The organism is Pseudomonas sp. 8(2025) (assembly GCF_052665325.1).
Map to the genome: position 1 here is coordinate 1 of NZ_JBQOIE010000013.1, position 13,423 is coordinate 13,423.

13 protein-coding genes and 1 pseudogene are annotated in these 13,423 nt (G+C 64.6%); 5 read left to right on the forward strand and 9 right to left on the reverse strand.

Going from position 1 to position 13,423, the window contains the following annotated elements:
• The first annotated feature begins 449 nt into the window (after positions 1-449).
• Positions 450-1,208, forward strand: coding sequence for a hypothetical protein (locus ACUXVH_RS22700; protein WP_065363413.1), 759 nt, complete (start codon positions 450-452; stop codon positions 1,206-1,208).
• A 63-nt stretch (positions 1,209-1,271) separates the two neighbouring features.
• Here ACUXVH_RS22700 and ACUXVH_RS22705 read toward each other — a convergent pair whose 3' ends face one another.
• The 3 genes and pseudogenes from ACUXVH_RS22705 to ACUXVH_RS22715 form a co-directional block, all read right to left on the reverse strand.
• A complete protein-coding gene (locus tag ACUXVH_RS22705; protein ID WP_370508345.1) occupies positions 1,272-2,153 on the reverse strand; it encodes a methyl-accepting chemotaxis protein in 882 nt (293 codons plus the stop codon).
• Positions 2,154-2,180: 27 nt separating this feature from the next.
• Positions 2,181-3,338 (reverse strand): annotated as a pseudogene (locus tag ACUXVH_RS22710) (methyl-accepting chemotaxis protein); the annotation flags it as partial.
• 79 nt (positions 3,339-3,417) lie between these two features.
• Entirely contained in the window at positions 3,418-4,179 is a 762-nt protein-coding gene (locus tag ACUXVH_RS22715; protein WP_011060086.1) for an SDR family oxidoreductase, read from the reverse strand.
• Positions 4,180-4,416: 237 nt separating this feature from the next.
• Here ACUXVH_RS22715 and ACUXVH_RS22720 point away from each other — a divergent pair, with 237 nt between their 5' ends.
• Entirely contained in the window at positions 4,417-5,421 is a 1,005-nt protein-coding gene (locus ACUXVH_RS22720; RefSeq protein WP_019095878.1) for an NADP-dependent oxidoreductase, read from the forward strand.
• Positions 5,422-5,526: 105 nt separating this feature from the next.
• On the opposite strand, the gene pyrF is transcribed toward ACUXVH_RS22720, so the two are convergent.
• Positions 5,527-6,228: an orotidine-5'-phosphate decarboxylase gene (gene pyrF, locus ACUXVH_RS22725; RefSeq protein WP_011060084.1), complete on the reverse strand. Its 702-nt coding sequence runs from the start codon at positions 6,226-6,228 to the stop codon at positions 5,527-5,529.
• A 317-nt stretch (positions 6,229-6,545) separates the two neighbouring features.
• On the opposite strand from pyrF, the gene ACUXVH_RS22730 reads away from it, so the two are divergent.
• The 3 genes from ACUXVH_RS22730 to xopAW all read left to right on the forward strand — a co-directional run bounded on the left by ACUXVH_RS22730 (position 6,546) and on the right by xopAW (position 9,090).
• The gene (locus ACUXVH_RS22730) at positions 6,546-7,310 is read left to right on the forward strand and encodes a response regulator (protein WP_011060083.1); all 765 of its coding nucleotides are present in this window, start codon (positions 6,546-6,548) and stop codon (positions 7,308-7,310) included.
• The gene (locus ACUXVH_RS22735) at positions 7,310-8,350 is read left to right on the forward strand and encodes a sensor histidine kinase (RefSeq protein WP_065363411.1); all 1,041 of its coding nucleotides are present in this window, start codon (positions 7,310-7,312) and stop codon (positions 8,348-8,350) included. The genes ACUXVH_RS22730 and ACUXVH_RS22735 overlap by 1 nt, the downstream gene beginning before the upstream one ends.
• Before the next feature lie 113 nt (positions 8,351-8,463).
• Positions 8,464-9,090: an EF-hand domain-containing protein gene (gene xopAW, locus ACUXVH_RS22740; protein ID WP_011060081.1), complete on the forward strand. Its 627-nt coding sequence runs from the start codon at positions 8,464-8,466 to the stop codon at positions 9,088-9,090.
• A gap of 39 nt (positions 9,091-9,129) precedes the next feature.
• Here xopAW and ACUXVH_RS22745 read toward each other — a convergent pair whose 3' ends face one another.
• The 5 genes from ACUXVH_RS22745 to ACUXVH_RS22765 all read right to left on the reverse strand — a co-directional run bounded on the left by ACUXVH_RS22745 (position 9,130) and on the right by ACUXVH_RS22765 (position 13,419).
• Entirely contained in the window at positions 9,130-10,182 is a 1,053-nt protein-coding gene (locus tag ACUXVH_RS22745; protein WP_065363410.1) for an AI-2E family transporter, read from the reverse strand.
• Between the two features lie 69 nt (positions 10,183-10,251).
• Entirely contained in the window at positions 10,252-11,055 is an 804-nt protein-coding gene (locus tag ACUXVH_RS22750) for a DUF4892 domain-containing protein (protein WP_053156988.1), read from the reverse strand.
• 8 nt (positions 11,056-11,063) lie between these two features.
• Positions 11,064-11,723 carry a glutathione S-transferase family protein gene (locus ACUXVH_RS22755; protein ID WP_011060078.1) on the reverse strand — a complete coding sequence of 220 codons (660 nt, stop codon included), beginning with the start codon at positions 11,721-11,723 and terminating at the stop codon, positions 11,064-11,066.
• 50 nt (positions 11,724-11,773) lie between these two features.
• Positions 11,774-12,628, reverse strand: coding sequence for an alpha/beta hydrolase (locus tag ACUXVH_RS22760; RefSeq protein ID WP_065363409.1), 855 nt, complete (start codon positions 12,626-12,628; stop codon positions 11,774-11,776).
• Entirely contained in the window at positions 12,625-13,419 is a 795-nt protein-coding gene (locus ACUXVH_RS22765) for an alpha/beta fold hydrolase (RefSeq protein WP_011060076.1), read from the reverse strand. The genes ACUXVH_RS22760 and ACUXVH_RS22765 overlap by 4 nt, the downstream gene beginning before the upstream one ends.
• Positions 13,420-13,423: the final 4 nt, after the last annotated feature.

Below are 13,423 nucleotides of genomic sequence, written 5' to 3' on the forward strand. Positions count from 1 at the left end.
CCCCTAGGGGACTCGAACCCCTGTTACCGCCGTGAAAGGGCGGTGTCCTAGGCCACTAGACGAAGGGGACACGCTACAGCATTCACTTCCTTCAACGTTTTGCTATTTGCTTTCCGTTGAAAGTGGCGCGCATTCTATGGATGCTTTGGGAGGCCGTCAACCCCCAGATATAATTTTATTTAAATCAATGACTTCGGAGCTGTTTTAGGCCCGCTTCAGGGTTTTCTGCCGTCCGCGCTTTGACGCCTATATTCTGGCACTCGACAAGGCGTTATAGTCCTCCACAGCCGGTGATGGCAATTTGAACCCTTGGATCCCCCGAGGCAAATGCCACCTATATAAGCAGCACAATCCATGCCCGGCTCGTCGAGCGGCGCTATGCGTCTAAATGCCAAGCCACTACACTCGCACGCGAATCCCATAACGAGGTTTTAACGGTGACACCACTCATGATCACCCTGCTGGTAATAGCCGGGATCGCACTATTGATCGCCATTGGCTACATGAACCATGTGGTGGAAAACAACAAACTGGAAAAAGCCCGCACCAAGGTCGAACTCAATGATCGCCTGCGTCGTTGCGGCGAGATCACCGAAACCTTCCCCGGCCAGTTCATGTCACCGGCCCTCAAGCTGCTGCTGACGCGCCTGGAGCTGAACGTCGTTCAGCGCATGCTCAACCTCGATAAAACCGACAGCGCCCTCAAGGTTCGCCTGGCTGAGCTCAATACCCTGGTGGGCCAGGGCGAGTCGATCCCGGTGAACAACCCACCGGCACCGATCCAGACCGAAGCCAAGGCCAAGGACGTGCGCTTCCTGCTGGAGGCCATGCACGGCCAGGTCACTCGCGCCGCCCACGACGGTTTCCTGCAGCCCAACGAAGCCAAGCGCTGGATCAAGGAGATCCGCCACATCCTGGTGCTGCTGCATATCGAGTTCTTCAACAACCTGGGCCAGTACGCCCTGCAGCAGAACCAGCCGGGCCAGGCCCGCCTGGCCTTCGAGCGTGGCGTGCAGTACCTGCGCAAGCAGCCAGACCCGGCGGTCTACAAGGAGCAACTGGAATACCTGGACAAACTCCTGGCCCGGGCCAATGCCATGGTGCTGTCGACCCTGGAACCTGCCCCGGACGAAGACAACCAGCTGACCCAGGGCCTCAAGACCGTGGAAGCCGACGCCGACTGGAAAAAGAAAGCCATCTACGACTGACAGAAAAAACCCTTGCCCGGAACACCCGGGCAAGGGTTTTAGAACGCTGCGCCCTCCCCGCCGCTACAAGCGGAAATGCCCCACCATCCCCTTCAGTTCCACGCCCAACTGCGCCAGCTCGATGCTCGACGCGGCGTTGCCCTGCATCGCCAGGGACGACTGATCGGCACTGGCGCGAATGCTGGTGACACTGCGGTTGATCTCTTCGGCCACCGAACTCTGCTGCTCGGCCGCAGCGGCGATCTGCTGGTTCATCTGCTGGATCAATGACACCGCCGCGGCAATGCTACCCAGGGCGCTTTCGGTCTGCAGGGCATCGCTGACCGCCAGCTTCACCAGCTCGCCACTGCTCTGGATCTGCCGCACCGAGGAGTCGGCCGCCGCGTGCAGAGCCGTCACCAACCGGGCGATCTCTTCGGTGGACTGCTGCGTGCGTTTCGCCAGGGCCCGCACTTCATCGGCCACCACCGCAAACCCCCGGCCCTGCTCCCCGGCCCTGGCGGCTTCGATAGCGGCGTTGAGGGCCAGCAGGTTGGTCTGCTCGGCCACGCTCTTGATCACATCCAGCACGCTACCAATGTTGTCGATTTCCGCGCTCAGGCTCTCGATACCACTGCTGGCACGGCTGGCGGAATCCGCCAGTTGCTCGATGCGCTGCATGCTCTGGCGCACCACTTGCTGGCCACTTTCGACCTTGTCGTCCGCCGCCTGGGCAGCTTGGGCGGCCTCCTCGGCATTGCGCGCCACATCGTGCACCGTGGCGGTCATCTGATTCATCGCCGTGGCCACTTGCTCGGTTTCTTCCTTCTGGGTGCTGACTTCCAGGTTGGTCTGCTCGGTCACCGTGGACAGCGACTGAGCCGAACTGGCCAGTTGCTCGATCCCCGCCTGCAGGCCACTGACAATGCCGCTCAGGCCGCTGCCCATCTGCTGCATGGCCTGCATCAACTGACCGATCTCGTCACGTCGGGTCACCTCCACGGTCGCGGTCAGATCACCGGCGGCAATCTGCTGAGCCACGTGCATCACACTACGCAACGGGCGCACGATCAGGCGGGTGACGCTCAAGGCCGCCAACAGCCCCACCAACAGCGCCAGGGCCGAGGAGCCGATGATCAGCAGGGAGTTCTTGTCCAGTTCCCCCAGCATCGAATGCTCTTGCGCCCCGTACGCCTGATCAACCCGCGCCATCACCTGGGCGGCGCGCTCATGCAACTGCTGATAGACCTGCTTCTCCTGGGCCAGCAACCCGGTGTACTCGTTGAGCTTCTCGCTGAAGTTGCCGATATGCCCCGAGACTTCGTTGAGCACCGTCTGATAGCCCGCATCCTTGACCGTGGCCTTCAACTGCTCGGCCTGGGCCAGGGCCTGATCGGCCTGCTCGATCTTGCCCTGCTCGGCGGGCTCCTGGTCGCCGCCCTTGCGGTTCTGATCCAGGCGCAACCGGGCCTCATTCATGGCCTGCAGCATCAGGCGTGAAACCTGGCTGATCTGATTGGCCTGCTCGATGAATTCGGCACCATCCTTGCCCTGGGATTCCTTGAGCGTATAGGCACCGTCATCCGCCAGCCCCGCCTGCAGCACGTCCAGGTTATTGGCCACGCTGGACACCGACCAACTGGCCATTTCCAGGGCCAGGTCCTTGGCCTGGGTCAGCTCGACGAACTCGTCGAAGGCCTTGCGATAGTCCGCCAGCGCCAGCTCCACATCGCCCATCGCGGTCTGGTTGGCCGCCGACCGCACCTTGAGCTGCTGGGCCAGGGCCTGCAGGCCTTCCAGGCTTTCATGCAGGCTGTCCACGGTCTTGCTGTCGCCATGCAGGGCGTAGTCCTGCTCCTGCAGCCGCACCTTGAGCACGCCGCTATTGAGCTGGGACATCTGCTTGAGGCCATCGAAGCGCTGGCTGATGGTCTGCAGGGACCAGACACCAATCCCCGCCACCAGAGCGGTTAGGAGCAACACCAGGGCAAACCCGATGCCCAGTTTCTTTGCCATGCCCAGGTTGGCAAAACGTCCACTTGCGGCCGAAGTCATGGTGCGCAGTCCCCTTCCAATCCCCAATGGCAATAGGGCCATCTTGTCTTGGCGAAGGGTCGCAACGGCATGCACCGGCGCACAAGTCTCTGACATCGGAATAATGGCAAAAAGCTACGCCGAGGTCGTTTTCAGGACACTGGAGGTCGATTCCATCGGGCCCCGGCCATCGGCATCAGATCGCGGTGGCCCCGCCGTCGACCGCCAGTGCATGGCCGGTGGTAAAGGCCGCGCCATCGCTGCACAGGTAGAGCACCGCACTGGCGATCTCCTCGACCTTGCCGATGCGCCCCACCGGGTGCATGGCCGCGGCGAACTCGGCCTTCTTCGGGTCCGCCTCGTAGGCACGGCGGAACATGTCGGTGTCGATCACCGCCGGGCATACCGCGTTCACGCGGATTTTCTTCTTCGCATATTCGATGGCCGCCGACTTGGTCAGGCCGATCACCGCATGCTTGGAGGCCGCATAGATGCTCATCTTCGGCGCCGCGCCCAGGCCCGCCACCGAGGCGGTGTTGACGATCGCCCCACCGCCCTGGGCCAGCAGCAGCGGCAACTGGTACTTCATGCACAGCCAGACCCCTTTGACGTTGACCCCCATGATGGCGTCGAACTCATCCATGGAGCCCTCCGCAAGGCGGCCCTTTTCGATCTCGATACCGGCATTGTTGAAGGCGTAATCCAGGCGCCCATAGGCTTCGATGGTGCGGGCCATGAGGCTTTGCACATCCGCCTCCAGGGTAACGTTGCACGGCACGAACAATGCCTCGCCACCGGCCTCGCGGATCAGCGCCACGGTGCCCTCGCCCCCCGCCGTGTCCAGGTCCGCCACCACCACCTTCAAGCCTTGTGCGGCAAATGCCTGGGCGGTGGCGCGGCCGATACCATTGGCTGCGCCGGTCACTAGGGCCACCTGGCCGGAAAACGTCATGCTCATTGCAGGAATCCTCGATCGAATGCGGGTCAGCTACCCGGCCCAATCTAGCCACAGCCGGGGCTGGTGGCGTCAGCACTATCAAAAGCCCGGTTGGATGCTCATGCATTCTGGTGATGAATCTGCCGGGGGCTTTATCAGGGCGATCGATTGGCCTCCATTCGCTGCAGCGGCAAACCTTGCGGCACCGAGGCCAAGGGGCTATCAACTAGGGGTTCATTCATCCCACGAGTGCCTGCCATGACCGCCCTGACCAATCGCCAGTTCCTGCTCGCCAAACGCCCCATCGGACCGGCCACCCGCGATACCTTCACCTACCAGCAAGTGGCAGTGGGCGAGCCCGCCGCCGGGCAGATCCTGGTGCAGAACCAATACCTGTCCCTGGACCCGGCCATGCGCGGCTGGATGAACGAGGGCAAGTCCTACATTGCCCCGGTGGCCATCGGCGAGGTCATGCGCGCCCTGGGCGTGGGCCAGGTAATCGCCTCCAGCCACCCCGGTTTCGCGGTGGGCGACTACGTCAATGGTGCACTCGGCGTGCAGGACTACTTCCTCGGCGAGCCCCGGGGCTTCTACAAGGTCGACCCCAAGCTGGCCCCGCTGCCGCTCTACCTGTCAGCCCTGGGCATGACCGGCATGACCGCCTACTTCGCCCTGCTGGACGTGGGCGCGCCCAAGGCCGGCGACACCGTGGTGCTGTCCGGGGCCGCCGGCGCGGTGGGCAGCATTGCCGGGCAGATCGCCAGGATCAAGGGCTGCCGCGTGGTGGGGATTGCCGGCGGCCAGGACAAGTGCCGGTTCCTCATCGACGAGCTGGGTTTTGACGGCGCCATCGACTACAAGAACGAAGACGTCCACGCCGGCCTCAAGCGCGAGTGCCCCAAAGGCGTCGATGTGTATTTCGACAACGTCGGCGGCGACATCCTCGATGCCGTGCTCAGCCGCCTGAACGTCAAGGCGCGGGTGGTGATCTGCGGTGCCATCAGCCAGTACAACAACAAGGAGGCGGTCAAGGGGCCGGCCAACTACCTGTCGCTGCTGGTCAACCGGGCGCGCATGGAGGGGTTCGTGGTGATGGACTATGCCGCGCAGTTCGCCGAAGCCGGGCAGGAAATGGCCGGCTGGATGGCCAAGGGACAGCTCAAGAGCAAGGAGGATATTGTCGAGGGCCTGGAAACCTTCCCGGAAACCCTGGGCAAGCTGTTCAGCGGCGAGAACTTCGGCAAGCTGATACTGAAAGTCTGAATCCGTAGGAGCCGGCTTGTCGGCGATCCGCAACGGCGACCGGAAAGGGCCGCCAACCGCAAAACCGCTATCGCCGGCATGCCGGCTCCTACAAGAGGAAGCGTGTTACAGGGCCAGTTCGGCCACGACGTCGGCCAGCGCCTTGGCCGGATCTGCCGCCTGGCTGATGGGGCGACCGATCACCAGGTAATCGGAGCCGGCATCCAGGGCCTGGCGCGGGGTGAGGATCCGCCGCTGGTCGTCCTGGGCGCTGCCCGCCGGGCGAATCCCCGGGGTCACCAGTTGCAGGGACGGATGGGCGCTCTTCAGGGCCTGGGCTTCCAGGGCCGAGCACACCAGGCCGTCCATACCGGCTTTCTGCGCCAGGGCAGCCAGGCGCAGCACCTGCTCCTGGGGCTCGATGTCCAGGCCGATACCGGCAAGGTCTTCACGCTCCATGCTGGTAAGCACGGTGACGCCGATCAGCAACGGCTTGGGGCCGCTGCGCTGGTCCAGCACTTCGCGGCAGGCAGCCATCATGCGCAGGCCGCCGGAGCAGTGCACGTTGACCATCCACACGCCCATTTCCGCGGCGGCCTTGACCGCCATGGCGGTGGTGTTGGGAATATCGTGGAACTTCAGGTCCAGGAACACTTCGAAACCCTTGTCCCGCAGGGTCCCGACAATCTCGGCGGCGCAGCTGGTGAACAGCTCCTTGCCGACCTTGACCCGGCACAGTTTGGGGTCCAGTTGATCGGCCAGTTTCAGTGCGGCGTCACGGGTGGGGAAATCCAGGGCGACGATGATAGGAGTCTGGCAGGCGGACATGAAGGGGCTCTCAGGCAAGTCGAAATCGGCGCGGATTGTAGCGCAAGCCGCGCCGCTCCGGGACCCGATCAGAGGTAAATCCTCCTCAACGGTGCGCAAGAAGGCCGATTGCCCCGGCAATCGCTCCCCCACGCCACGGCATTTGTATCAACCTCGATACACTGACGACACGTCGGCAACAATCCCCGGCGCTACCCTCGCCAGCCGCAACACCTTCGAACAGCACTTCCAGCCCCCGGGCCGGACGCCTATGCTGAAGCCACAACCCCGCCGTCGCCCTAAGGCGCCGGCAGCCTACCTGGCAGACGACCGCACCCATGCAGAACACTTCAGCCCCTCTCAACGAAGACGCCAAAGCATTGGTCAGTGGCGACGACAAACGCTGGAACACCCGGGCCCTGATCGTCGACGACGACGTGCCGATCCGCGAGTTGCTGATCGACTACCTGGCGCGTTTCAACATTCACGCCAGCGGCGTCACCGACGGCGCGGCGATGCGCCAGGCCCTGCAGGCCGAGCACTTCGACGTGGTGGTGCTGGACCTGATGCTGCCCGGCGAAGACGGCCTGTCCCTGTGCCGCTGGCTGCGTACCGAATCGGACATCCCGATCCTCATGCTCACCGCCCGCTGCGAGCCCACCGATCGCATCATCGGCCTGGAGCTGGGGGCCGACGACTACATGGCCAAGCCTTTCGAGCCACGGGAACTGGTGGCCCGGATCCAGACCATCCTGCGCCGGGTGCGCGACGATCGCAGCGAGCAGCGGGCCAATATCCGCTTCGACAACTGGCGCCTGAACAGCGTGCTGCGCCAACTGATTTCCGCCGATGGCCTGGTGGTGCCGCTGTCCAACGCCGAGTTCCGCCTGCTCTGGGTGTTCATCGAGCGCCCGCGCCGGGTACTGAGCCGCGAACAATTGCTGGACGCCGCCCGCGGCCGATCCATCGAGGCCTTTGATCGCAGCATCGACCTGCTGGTCTCGCGCCTGCGGCAAAAGCTCGGCGACGATCCGAAGTCGCCGCAACTGATCAAGACCGTGCGCGGTGAAGGCTACCTGTTCGACGCCCGGGACATCGGCTGATGCGCGGGCGGTTCGATACGCTGTTCGGCCGCCTGTTCGGCGTCCTGCTGATCGCGATCGTCCTCGCCCACCTGCTGGCGTTCTTCTGGTTTCACCACTACGGCCCGCCCCCGCCGCCGCCCCCTCCCGATTCGGCGCAGTTGATCAATGGCCAGCCGCCGCCCCCTTATCCAAGGCGCCCGCCACGGCCCTGGTTCGGCGGCCCGCTGGTGCCCCTGACGTTCCAGTTCATCTCCCTGATCATCGCTGCCTGGTACGGCGCCAAGCTGTTGTCGCGGCCGATCCAGCGCCTGAGCGCCGCCGCCGAGCGTTTGAGCGAAGACCTCGACAGCCCGCCCCTGGAAGAGGTGGGCCCAAGGGAAGCCCGGCAAGCGGCCAGCACCTTCAACCAGATGCAGAAGCGCATCCGCGAGCAGGTGCAGCAACGCGGGCGCATGCTCGGTGCCGTCTCCCACGACCTGCGCACCCCGTTATCAAGGCTGAAACTGCGCCTGGAGCAGATCGAGGACAGCAAGCTGCAAGGGCAGATGCGCCAGGACCTGGACGACATGATCAAGATGCTCGACGCCACCCTCAGCTACCTGCACGAACAACGCACCAGCGAGGCCGAGCAATGGATGGACGTGCAGGCCCTGGTGGAGTCGCTGTGCGAGAACGCCCAGGACCAGGGCGCCGACGCTCAGGCCCAGGGCCATTGCGCGCCGCTGCTGGTGCAACCCATGGCGTTGCAGTCATGCCTCAACAACCTGCTGGACAACGCCCTGCGCTACGCCGGCCAGGCAACCCTGGCCCTGGAGGACGACCGCGGGCAACTGCTGATCCGGGTCATCGACCACGGCCCGGGGATTGCCGCCGACAAGCGTGAAGCGGTGTTCGAGCCATTCTTTCGCCTGGAAGGCTCGCGCAACCGCAACTCCGGCGGCGTCGGCCTGGGCATGACCATCGCCCGTGAAGCGGCGCAGCGCCTGGGCGGCCAACTGATCCTCGAAGAAACCCCCGGCGGCGGCCTGACCGCGGTATTGCGTCTACCCAGGCCTTGAGCGCCTTGTGTGGCGGCAGGTACAAACCGCCAATACCCAGGACAACTCCCCCCCTGAGGCTGCTTGGGCCGGTGCCCCCCACCGGTTCAATTCATCCGCAGGGAGTGAGCCCCATGATCGATAGCCTCAGCAGCAACTATTCGAGCTATTACAGCTCCAGCAGCACCAGCCGTGGCCAGCAATTGCACAAGGAGCTGTTCGCCAAGCTCGACAGCAACGGTGATGGCGCGGTGGATCAGGACGAGCTGAAAAACGCCCTGTCGCAGAAAAGCGACAACGGCATCCTGGTCAGCCTGAGCAAGAATTTCAGCGACCTGGACAGTGACGGCAGCGGTAGCTTGAGCAGCGATGAAATGGCCGCCATGGCCCCTCCCCCGCCCAAGGACCGCGCCCCCGATACCCACCTGGCGGATGCCCTGCTCGGCGCCCTGGACAGCGATGGCGACGGAGTCATCAGCAGTGACGAACTGAGCACTGCCCTGCAAGCCTCGGGCAACAGCTCCACCAGCAGCGACACCAGCTCGGCTCTGCTGAAGATTCTCGACAGCGACAGCAGTGGCGGCATCAGTAGCGATGAGCTCAAGGCCGCGTTGCAGGCCGGAAGCAACCAGGACAGCGCCCCCCAGGACCCGCAGGCCAACCTCGCCGAAGCTCTGGGCAAGATGATCGCCAGCTTGAGCAAGCAGTATCAGTTGGACACCAGCAGCAGCCTCGGCGGCAGCGTCAACGTCGCTGCCTGACGTCCGTTGCCGCTCCCGGGGGGAGCGGCAATCGGTGGTTCAACGCGGCTCCTGGACCCGGGCCTGGCTGGCGCTCCAGTCCAGCAACAGGCTGTAGGCCACCGCCAGCAGCGTCGGGCCGATGAACAGGCCGATAAAGCCGAAGGCGATCAGGCCACCGAACACTCCCAGCAGCACGATCACAAGCGGCAGGTTGCCGCCGCGGCTGATCAGGTACGGTTTGAGCACGTTGTCCACGCCGCTGATGATGAAAGTGCCCCAGATCCCCAGGAACACCGCCATGCCATATTCGCCTTTCCAGGCCAGCCAGGCGGTAGCCGGGATCCATACCAAGGGCGGGCCCATGGGAATCAGGCTGAGCAGGAAGGTGACGATCCCCAGCACCAGCGCCCCGGGCACTCCGGCAATCAGGAAGCCGATCAGCGCCAGCAGGCCCTGGGCCGCCGCGGTGCCGATCACCCCGTTGACTACCCGTTGCACGGTGCCAGCCACCAGGTCGATGTAGTAGCCGGCGCGCTCGCCGATCAGGCGCTCCAGCAACTTGTGCACAAACAGCGCCAGGCGCGGGCCATCGCGGTAGAAGAAAAACACGAAGACGATGCTCAGGGTCAGTTCCAGAATGCCCCCGCCGATCTGCGCGCTGCGAGCCAGCAGCCAGTTGCCCACCTGCCCCAGATAGGGTTTGACCGCCAGCATCAGGGCCGCGCCCTGCTGGTCGATGCTGTTCCACAAGCCCACCAGGCGCTCGCCCACCAATGGCAGGTTGCCGAGCCACTCTGGAGCGGCGGGCAGGCCGTCGACCTGCACGTCCTTGATGAAGGCCGTGGCATCGCGCACATGGTCCGCCAGGTTGAGGCCGAGCCAGACCAGCGGCGCGGCCACCAGCACCATCCAGCCCAGGGTCAGCAGGGCCGCTGCCAGGGATTCTCGGCCATTGAGCCAGCGGGTCAGCAGGCGCATCAGCGGCCAGCTGGCAAACGCCAGCACGGCGCCCCAGAACAGCGCTGACCAGAAAGGCGCCATGACCCAGAAGCTGGCACCGAACAACACCAGGAGCAGGATCTGCACCAGCAGGCGATCGTTATTGGGCATGAAATGTCTCGCGCAAGAAGAACCAGTGAAGAGTAGGCGAACCCGCGAGCGCGGGCTGCCTGAAACAGCTTAACGCAGTAGTTCGAAATGCAGGCCTGCTGCGTCGGTGTTACCGGTTTCCATCCGCGAGGCCAGCACGCCCTGGCCAATCAGCGCCTGGCGCCAGGCTTCGGCCTGCTTGCCGGACAGGCTGATGCGCAGGGTGGTGTCCAGGTTCAGCCCGCGGGACAGCAGGTTGAGCCAGGTGGGCTGGGGCTCGGCGAGTTTCGGCAGGTCCAGCTTGCCGGTGTCCTTGAGCTGGCGCAGCAGGGTGGCCGAAGTGGGTAGCAGGTCCCCCAGCGGCGCGCTGGCGTCGAACTGCTCCACATGCAGGTAGGCCCGGCGGTTACCCCGGGTGATGCTGTACAGGGCTACCAGGGAGTTGTCCTGGGGCGCCGCCAGCCGCAGCAGCAGGTAGGCCTGCTGTTCATCGGCGCCAAACAGCTTGGCGTTGCCGAATACTTCGTTGGCCCACAGGCTGCTTTCACCGCAATCGCGGGCCTGGCACCAGAACAGCAGCTCGGCGCCCTGCTTTTGCAGCGCCTCCCTGGCCAGGGTGAAGGCTTCGTTGGATGTGCGCTCGGCGGGCAACTGGTAAGTGATGGCGGTGAGCTTACCGCGGGCATTGACCTGGCCATCGAAACGCAACTGGCCGCTGATACGGCGGATCGAACCCAGGGGGTAGACGCGCTCCTGCTCCACTTCGGGGCGGTAGTCGACGATCTGTGCATCGGTCAGACGGGGGACCAGGGGCAGGTCGTGGCTGCCCGGCAGATCGGCGGCAAGCACCAGGGTACTTGCCAGGGACAGGCCCAGAACACTGATTGAACGCATGGAAACTCTCATCGGATAAGCATGGCCTGGGCGCCCTTGACGACGCTGGCATCGTCGCTGCGTTGTGGAACCTGCAAGCCTCGCTGCACCGCAGGACGGGCCTCCAGGGCCGCCATCCAGCGTTGCAACGCCGGCAGGCCCTGCACCGAAACCCCGGACCATTCATGGCCGCGCACCCAGGGGAAGGTGGCGATGTCGGCAATGCTGTAGTCGCCGGCCAGGTACTCGGCCTGTTGCAGGCGGCTGTCGAGCACTTCGTACAGGCGCCGGGTCTCGTGCTGATAACGGTCGATGGCGCCCTGCAGCTTCTCCGGGAAATAGCGGAAGAACACATTGGCCTGGCCCTGCATGGGCCCGACCCCGCCCATCTGGAACATCAGCCATTGCATGACCAGCGAACGGCCCTTGGGATCGGCCGGCAACAACTGGCCAGTGCGTTCGGCCAGGTACACCAGGATCGCACCGGACTCGAACACCGGAAAATCGCCATTGTCGCGATCGACGATGGCCGGAATACGCCCATTGGGATTGATCTTCAGGAACGCTGGGGCCTTTTGCTCCTTCTTGTCGAAACTCAAGGCGTGCACCTCATAGGGCAGGCCGAGTTCCTCAAGCAGGATGGAAACCTTGTGACCATTGGGGGTCGCAGCGGTGTACAGATCTATCATGGTTGTCTCCCATTTCAACCCGCCCAGCCTCGACAGTTGATCCCGTCAAGTCAAGGAACGGCGAAAAACCGATTGAAACAGTCTGCGACAAAGGTAGCACCCGCCTCGTCGTTGAGGTGCAGGTGATGCCCGCCGGGCAACTGCTCAACGCTGAAGGGTAGACGCTGCAACAAGGCCTGGTGCTTGGCCAGCATGCCATCGGCGGCCACCACCAGTTGTGTCGGGCAGGCCACCCGCTGAACAAAGGACATGGCCTGCTCCTCTGTCAGGCGCAGCGGCGAAGCCAGGGTCAGGCGGCTGTCGCTGCGCCAGGTATAGCCCCCGGGCACCGGCATCAGGCCGCGCTGGGCCAGCAGTTCGGCCGCCTCGCGGCTAACCGCCACCAGGCCCTTCATGCGCGCCTCGATGGCCCGCTCCAGGGTGGCGTACACCGGCTTGCTCTTGTTCTGCAGATTCAGCTGTGCCTGCAACGCCATGCCCAGGCGCTCGGCGGCGTCCTCGCCATTGGCCGTCGGCGGGATCACCCCATCGATCAGGGCCAGGTGGCTAACCCGCTCCGGCATCGCCGCCGACAGCACCAGCGAGACGATCGCCCCCAGGGAATGGCCCATCAGGGCAAAGCGCTTCCAGCCCAGTTGCTCGGCGGCTTGCAGCACGTCATAGACGTAGTCCCACAGGGCATAGCCGGCCCCCGCCGGGCGATGCCCGGAATGACCGTGGCCGGCCAGGTCCAGGGCAACGATGCGCAGGCCGGCGAGCTTGGGCGCCAGCCGGGCGAAGCTGTTGGCGTTATCCAGCCAGCCATGCAGGGCGATGACCGGCAGACCGTCCTCGGGCCCGAACAGATGGGCCGCCAGTTCGATGTGCGGCAGGTTCAGGCGGACTTCTTCGACGGCGTGGCTCATGCAGGGCTCCGTTGCCAGCGTGTGAACAGCTCCTTGAGCAGCGCCGCGGTGTCCTGGGGGCGCTCAAGGGGAAACATGTGGCCACCGGGCATGGTCAGCGACTCGCCCAGGGGCATGCGCCCGACCGCACTGGTGTGATGGCGCATCACCACCCGGCTCTGCTGTCCGCGCACCACCGCCAGCGGTACCTTGAGCTGGCGCGCACTGCCCGGGCTGGTATGAGGCACGCCGCGGTAGATGCTGATTTCCGTGGCCGGGTCAAAACGCAGGCGCAAGCGATCCCCCACCTGCTGCAGGCCGTGCTGCAGGTAAGCATCCAGGCAATCGGGATCGAAGGCCCGGAACAGCGTCTTGCGGGAGAAGTAACTGCGGGCGGCCTCGATGTCGGCAAACTCTTCGCGACGCCCCAGGGTGCGCCCGGCCGGAGTCAGCCGGTCGATGAAGCCCAGGCGCTTGGCGGCGCGAATCACCCATTGGTCGGCCCGGGTCAGCACCGGCGAATCGAGCATCACCACCCCCCGATACAGCTCCGGGCAGCGCAGGGCCGCGTGCAGGTGCAGCACACCACCCAGCGAATGCCCCACGCCCCAGACCGGCTGGGCCTGCTGTTGCAGGTGATGGATCAGTTCATCCACCAGGCTGCGCCAGTTGTCGTCCACCGGAAAGCGCGGGTCGTGGGCATGCTGCTGCAGATGAGCCACCTCGAACTCCGGCGCCAGGGCAGCAAACAACTTGCCGTACGTGCCGGAGGGAAACCCATTGGCGTGAGCGAAAAACACCTGTTGCGACATACCG

What these genes read in the sequence shown, in the direction of transcription:
- xopAW (WP_011060081.1), top strand. Translation starts at nt 8,464, where the DNA reads ATGATCGATAGCCTCAGCAGCAACTATTCGAGCTATTACAGCTCCAGC.
- ACUXVH_RS22735 (WP_065363411.1), top strand. Translation starts at nt 7,310, where the DNA reads ATGCGCGGGCGGTTCGATACGCTGTTCGGCCGCCTGTTCGGCGTCCTG.
- ACUXVH_RS22715 (WP_011060086.1), bottom strand. Translation starts at nt 4,179, where the DNA reads ATGAGCATGACGTTTTCCGGCCAGGTGGCCCTAGTGACCGGCGCAGCC.
- ACUXVH_RS22730 (WP_011060083.1), top strand. Translation starts at nt 6,546, where the DNA reads ATGCAGAACACTTCAGCCCCTCTCAACGAAGACGCCAAAGCATTGGTC.
- ACUXVH_RS22760 (WP_065363409.1), bottom strand. Translation starts at nt 12,628, where the DNA reads ATGAGCCACGCCGTCGAAGAAGTCCGCCTGAACCTGCCGCACATCGAA.
- ACUXVH_RS22720 (WP_019095878.1), top strand. Translation starts at nt 4,417, where the DNA reads ATGACCGCCCTGACCAATCGCCAGTTCCTGCTCGCCAAACGCCCCATC.
- ACUXVH_RS22765 (WP_011060076.1), bottom strand. Translation starts at nt 13,419, where the DNA reads ATGTCGCAACAGGTGTTTTTCGCTCACGCCAATGGGTTTCCCTCCGGC.
- ACUXVH_RS22700 (WP_065363413.1), top strand. Translation starts at nt 450, where the DNA reads ATGATCACCCTGCTGGTAATAGCCGGGATCGCACTATTGATCGCCATT.
- ACUXVH_RS22745 (WP_065363410.1), bottom strand. Translation starts at nt 10,182, where the DNA reads ATGCCCAATAACGATCGCCTGCTGGTGCAGATCCTGCTCCTGGTGTTG.
- pyrF (WP_011060084.1), bottom strand. Translation starts at nt 6,228, where the DNA reads ATGTCCGCCTGCCAGACTCCTATCATCGTCGCCCTGGATTTCCCCACC.
- ACUXVH_RS22750 (WP_053156988.1), bottom strand. Translation starts at nt 11,055, where the DNA reads ATGCGTTCAATCAGTGTTCTGGGCCTGTCCCTGGCAAGTACCCTGGTG.
- ACUXVH_RS22755 (WP_011060078.1), bottom strand. Translation starts at nt 11,723, where the DNA reads ATGATAGATCTGTACACCGCTGCGACCCCCAATGGTCACAAGGTTTCC.
- ACUXVH_RS22705 (WP_370508345.1), bottom strand. Translation starts at nt 2,153, where the DNA reads ATGCAGGCCATGCAGCAGATGGGCAGCGGCCTGAGCGGCATTGTCAGT.